Below are 5239 nucleotides of genomic sequence, written 5' to 3'. Positions count from 1 at the left end.
GCTCTGTCGGTGTATCACCTCCGCTTTGTAAAGCCCGTTGATGCTCTCTGCCATCGCGTTGTCGTATGAGTCTCCTGTGCTGCCTGTTGATGCCAGCAGTTCTGCATCCTTAAGCCGCTGCGTGTACGCCAGCGAGACGTACTGCGAGCCCTTATCGCTATGATGGATGGTGCCTGACGGGCGACGGGCCCACAGCGCCTGCTCCAGTGCGTCCAGCACGAACGTCGTCTCCATCGACGATGAGACCCGCCAGCCCACAATGACTCCGGCGAACACATCGATGATGAACGCCACGTATGCGAAGCCCTGCCAGGTGCTCACATAGGTAAAATCTGCCACCCACAGCTGGTCGGGACGCTCCGCCACGAACCGACGGTTCACCCGGTCGACCGCTGCAGTTTCTTTCCGGCTGACGGTAGTGCGGACCTTTCTACCCCGGCGCACACCAACAAGCCCCATGACGGCTATCAGACGTGCCACTGTGCATCTGGCCACAGTGATGCCCTCCCGGAGCAACTGCCGCCAGACCTTGCGCACACCGTACACACTGTGATTTTCATCGTACACGCGTTGTATCTCCTGCTTCAGCAGGTCATCACGCCGTACCCGCTGGCTGCGCTTTTCCGGATACCGGCACAGTTGCTGATGCCGGTAATACGTTGACGGGGCGATATCCAGCTCGTGGCATACCGGTCCGACCCCGTGCTCATCACGCAGGGTATCCACCAGGGGCGCTATTTTTTCCACAGGCGGTCGAACTCCGCCTTCGCAAAATAAGCGGAAGCCTGGCGCAGGATATCGTTGCTGCGGCGCAGCTCGCGGTTTTCACGCTCCAGCTCTTTCAGACGCTGACGTTCAGCGGTGTTCAGTCCGCCATCACCGCCACCGGTATCCCGTTCATACTGACGAAGCCAGGTGCGGAGTGTCTCCGGCGTGCAGCCAATCTTCGGGGCAATGGAACTGAGAGCTGCCCACTGTGAGTCGTATTCGTACTGACTCTCCAGAACCATACGGATGGCCCGCTGACGGACCTCCGGGGAAAAACGCGTGTTTTTAGTCATCCTGTTTACCTCTCTCTCAAGGAGTTTAGTCTCCAGGATTCCCGGGGCGGTTCATGTGCGCCGATGGCTTCTGCCCGGCATGGCTCTGTGTGCGCCAGTACCCATCACTTACGCCACCACCATTGAGACAGGTTTTTCTCCGGAAGGTACGGCTCTGCAGCTGGTTCTTAAGACAATTGAGACCGCACAACAGGAAATCCGGCTGATGGGCTATTCCTTCACCTCTCCGGAGGTGGTTGGGGCGCTTGTCAGGGCAAAACACAGGGGGGGCGATGTGGGCGTGGTTCTGGACTGGAAAGTTAACGCCGGGAACAACAACGCCAGTAAAGCAGCAATGAAACTTCTGGTTGGTGCCGGCATCCCGGTTCGTACAGTCAGTGCTTACAAAATTCTCCACGACAAAGTGATCGTCGTTGATGGCCGCAACACCCAGGTCGGCTCATTTAACTTCAGCCGGGCTGCAGACCGTTCGAATTCGGAGAACGTGCTTGTCGTCTGAGATGACCCAGTCTTAGCCCGCAGCTACCTGAACCACTGGACATCCCGTTGGGCGCAGGGAACGGACTGGAAACAGACGTACTGACATCCCAAGAAACGATCCTGAAACGTAAACCGTGCGCCAACACAGGTTACGTTACATAAAGTAAGTCGCTGATTTCAGGAATCTGTAGTATTCTCTGCAAACGATCCAAGTTTGATCCTTGAGGAGGCAGAGATGTCGCAGATCGATAATGCAGTAACTTCCTCATCGAAACGAGCTTACCGAAAGGGTACGCCTCTTAGTGTAAGTGAGAGGAAAATGCGTTCGGTATCCCGTAAAAGGGAGACTCATAAACCTGTAAATGTGTTCATCCAGAATTCTCACAAAGATAAACTGGACGCATTTTGTCAGGAGAATGGGTTAACTCAGGCAGAAGCGATAGAGCTGCTCATAAAACGAGAATTGTTAGGTGAGTAGTCACATTCCTTGATCGAACTGTCTTTGAATGCTAAATTCCTGTTCGTATAAAGAATTTTGATGGCTGGCCACGCCGTAAGGTGGCAGGGAACTGGTTCTGAGAGGTATCAACCTGGGACCAGAAAAGCAAAAACCCCGATAATCTTCATCTAGTTTGGCGACGAGGAGAAGATTAACGGGGCCTACTTAAACTGTATAGAAGCTGTTGCTCTATGCAGGGAGTATAGTTTTATGCTCAGAAAAGTTCAACACCTGTTTCTGCGCCATTTGCTCCTTCCGTGCAACATAAGTGCGGGCGGGTTTGAATAGCGGAACATTTTCCGATTCTACCTATTTCGACTGGTCGGAATACGACTTAGCGAATCTGCGTGAAGCACGCGATTCTGCTGTTGTTTCTCCGAAGCGTACTCGCCGTCGTCGCGGAACACACTCGACGGCGTGTAAGTGTGCTGATCCTAAATATCTTCGACCTGCGAACTTTAGCGAGCTCCCGAAAGTACTTCGGGACGGGTATCATCGTGCCCAGAAACGCCGTTTCTCTCGGCATCCGTATTTCGTGCATATGCGCACAAATGCTGGCCGTGAGCGCGATTTCCGACAGGAACGCCAGCATCTCCTCGATGCACTGGCCGTTCTGCTGGTCAGCGGCTGCGACATTGCCACGTTTAACGTCGCCCTCAATAGTTCACAGATATGCAAGGCATTAAGTCCAAAAGATTCCCGGGGTGAGGTAATACCTGGTGAAGAGGTCACGCCTTCCCGCATTTGCCGCGCACTCGATCTGTTTGAAAATTACGGCATTATCGAGCCGTACATGCGTCGCCTGGACCCGTACACAAAAACATACCTCCCGCGTCATGTCACGTTAACAGAGCAGTTTTTCAAGCTCCTCCAGGTCAATCTCGATCTGCTGTTCAAAGAGCGTGAAGAACGTCTGCGCGCGCTGGCTGAGGGGATTCTTGCCCCAGGCGAAGTGATGTCCGTAAAAGCGGCCCGACAGCGCTTCTTTGACGAGAAAGTGGCGCAGGCCCTGAAGGTTCGCCGCGAGCGAGCGATAGAACAGAAGCGCCTTTCCAGAATTGCGCGTTCTACCCAGCTCGATGACCGGCAGTTCCAGATTGCAGCCTGGCTGATCAACACGCGGCCGGAAGTCTCAGGCATGACTCCGGATGATTTCGAGTTGCTGGTCTATCATTACCTGCGTCAGATCAAGCTCAATTTTGACGCTGAGCCACCAGGCTAACTTAACTTTCATTCCACGTTTTTCCTCTACCGCCGCTGGCGGTTTTTGTGCTTCCCCGCGTTTAAAAACTGGCTGAAAAACCATCAATAAAACCTGCCGTTACTACACGCATTACCGGCTAAAAACCCCCTGATGAAGCAAACTAGTCATGTCCCAGTAGTTATGCACAAATATCCGCAAATATAGAGGACTTTTTACCCGCAATGACTGGAAGTATTACCCGCAATTTCTTCTTAACCTTCTCGTAGCCCTGGGCTGTTTCTCACCAACGAACGCTTACGCGCCTTTGCCCTTTTTAAACATTCAATTAAAAAACGGATCTTATTCAGTCCCGCTTTCCTGTGGAAAACGGGGATAATGTTCGCCCTTGCAGCGGACTACGTCCGCGCCGGTTCGGAAACAACAAATGTACCTCCCGCCACTTCGCGGCGGGCATCAGTTAGGGGCTAATAGTTACAACATCCAAAATATTCGCACAAAGACACAAACCGTGCACATCTGAACCATCCAGCCCCTCCCCGGCACTGAAAAGCGAGGCCGCCCCGGCCCGGAGGGCCGGAACAACATCGCTTTTAATACCGGATGTTGTAACTAAAAATCCGGGTCGCTGCCAGTAACATCGCGGCAGGTTCCTCTGTACAGCCCCCGGGCACCGGCTTCGCCGGCACCACGGCTCCGGAAATCACGCCCTGTACGTCGCAAGCGCCGTACAGCCCGCTCACCGGAGTTAAAAGGGCTTAATGAAACCACATCATGGCTGTCAGCGGGTTATGGTCTGGCAGGGCGAAGGGATGGATTGGTGGAACCTGTCAACAGCGTAACCGGCTGCGCCGGGCTACGGCGCCATTAACCACTGTTCTCTGGTTAACTTCTGAGGGCGCCTCTATGCGCCTTTGGCGCATTCCAGGAATACCTGCGCGCAGCCCGGTATTCTCAACCCGGAGATTTCGCTGCGCCGTGTCGCGGCATCGGTAAGACAGTTCATCTGTCAGTCCCTGTTGTGATATAAACAACACAGCAGCCACGTTTCAGCACAGGCTTTTCTGCTGCCACATTTTGTGACTGGTTGCCTGAAGGATACTGATTGTGCTGAAGGGAGGAGGCATGACCGGAATTCCGGAACGGAAGAAAAAAACGAAAATGGCCCTGCTGTCTGTGCCGCTTGATGCACAACTGAAAAGCCGGGCAGAGCGGCGGCTGAACCGAATGGGCATGTCCGGTGCGGAAGCCGTTGACCAGCTTTATCGCTTAACGTGAGTTTTCGTTCGACTGCGCGTTAGCCCCCTACACCTGGTCGGTGCTGGCCAGCATCAATTACACCTTTACGGATAACCAGTCGGCCTCGATCGGCTACAAGGCCCTGAAGGTGGATTATGACCATCATGGCCACGTTTATGACACCCTGCTTAGCGGTCCGGCGATCGGCATAACCTGGCGATTCTGATGACGTCAGATAAAAAAGTCTCAGTCCGGAAGAGTTGAGCTGAAGGGAATAAGGGGCAGGTCAACCCCTGTAAGGTTATAAGATTAGCCTTACATATGTTTATATGTATATGTGTTAATATGGTTTTTGAATTGCCACGGATAATTCAGACTCTTCCGGTCCGCAGCCGTAATTTTGCGGGAAATAAAGATGAGATTATTAATGACAATTTCGGGGGCGAGTGTCCGGGATAATTAGCCTGTTCAGGACCACCTCCACGGCCTCTGAATGTACTGACGAAGGTACACTGATTAGTGCGTTGGTGCAAAACCAGCTGGCTGCCACATGGTATCTGCATACGAACCAATAACCAATCGTGTCTTAACCACTCCTTTCCTGAAACTGAAACATGACACAAAGTACAACATTGTGAACCGAATGAAATCACTAATTGCCATTCTCTGCCTGATGGCCACAACATCCAGTTTTGCTGCGTTCACTATTACCAGTGCACAATTCGACTACACAACAAAAGAGCTGTTCTTTACCTATAC

The 5239-nt window shown here is 52.8% G+C and carries 4 protein-coding genes, 2 pseudogenes and 1 other annotated feature; of the genes and pseudogenes, 5 read left to right on the top strand and 1 reads right to left on the bottom strand.

The genetic code is table 11. The features are described from left to right. Positions 1-1061 (bottom strand): annotated as a pseudogene (locus GA0061070_RS23865) (IS3 family transposase); the annotation flags it as partial. Next, positions 664-780 (bottom strand) — a sequence feature (AL1L pseudoknot). Its footprint overlaps the pseudogene before it by 117 nt. 79 nt (positions 1062-1140) lie before the next feature. Between GA0061070_RS23865 and GA0061070_RS23855 the strand changes: the two are divergent. The 5 genes and pseudogenes from GA0061070_RS23855 (at position 1141) to GA0061070_RS25270 (ending at position 4519) form a co-directional block, all read left to right on the top strand. Beyond that, positions 1141-1644 (top strand): annotated as a pseudogene (locus GA0061070_RS23855) (phospholipase D family nuclease). Between the two features lie 132 nt (positions 1645-1776). After that, entirely contained in the window at positions 1777-2019 is a 243-nt protein-coding gene (locus tag GA0061070_RS23850) for a replication regulatory protein RepA (protein WP_000078032.1), read from the top strand. 231 nt (positions 2020-2250) lie between these two features. Further along, entirely contained in the window at positions 2251-2328 is a 78-nt protein-coding gene (gene tap / locus GA0061070_RS26105) for a RepA leader peptide Tap (protein WP_071530466.1), read from the top strand. Further along, positions 2309-3262: a plasmid replication initiator RepA gene (gene repA / locus GA0061070_RS23835; protein WP_279616113.1), complete on the top strand. Its 954-nt coding sequence runs from the start codon at positions 2309-2311 to the stop codon at positions 3260-3262. Before tap ends, repA begins: the two co-directional genes overlap by 20 nt. A 1104-nt stretch (positions 3263-4366) precedes the next feature. Continuing rightward, positions 4367-4519 (top strand): hypothetical protein, encoded by a 153-nt coding sequence (locus GA0061070_RS25270; RefSeq protein ID WP_167353619.1) that lies wholly within the window; start codon positions 4367-4369, stop codon positions 4517-4519. The last annotated feature ends 720 nt before the right edge of the window (positions 4520-5239 follow it).

The organism is Kosakonia oryziphila (assembly GCF_900094795.1).
GTDB classification, from domain to species: Bacteria; Pseudomonadota; Gammaproteobacteria; order Enterobacterales; family Enterobacteriaceae; genus Kosakonia; species Kosakonia oryziphila.
Note: the sequence above shows the minus strand (reverse complement) of the source record. Positions and strands in the feature narration are given on the sequence as shown.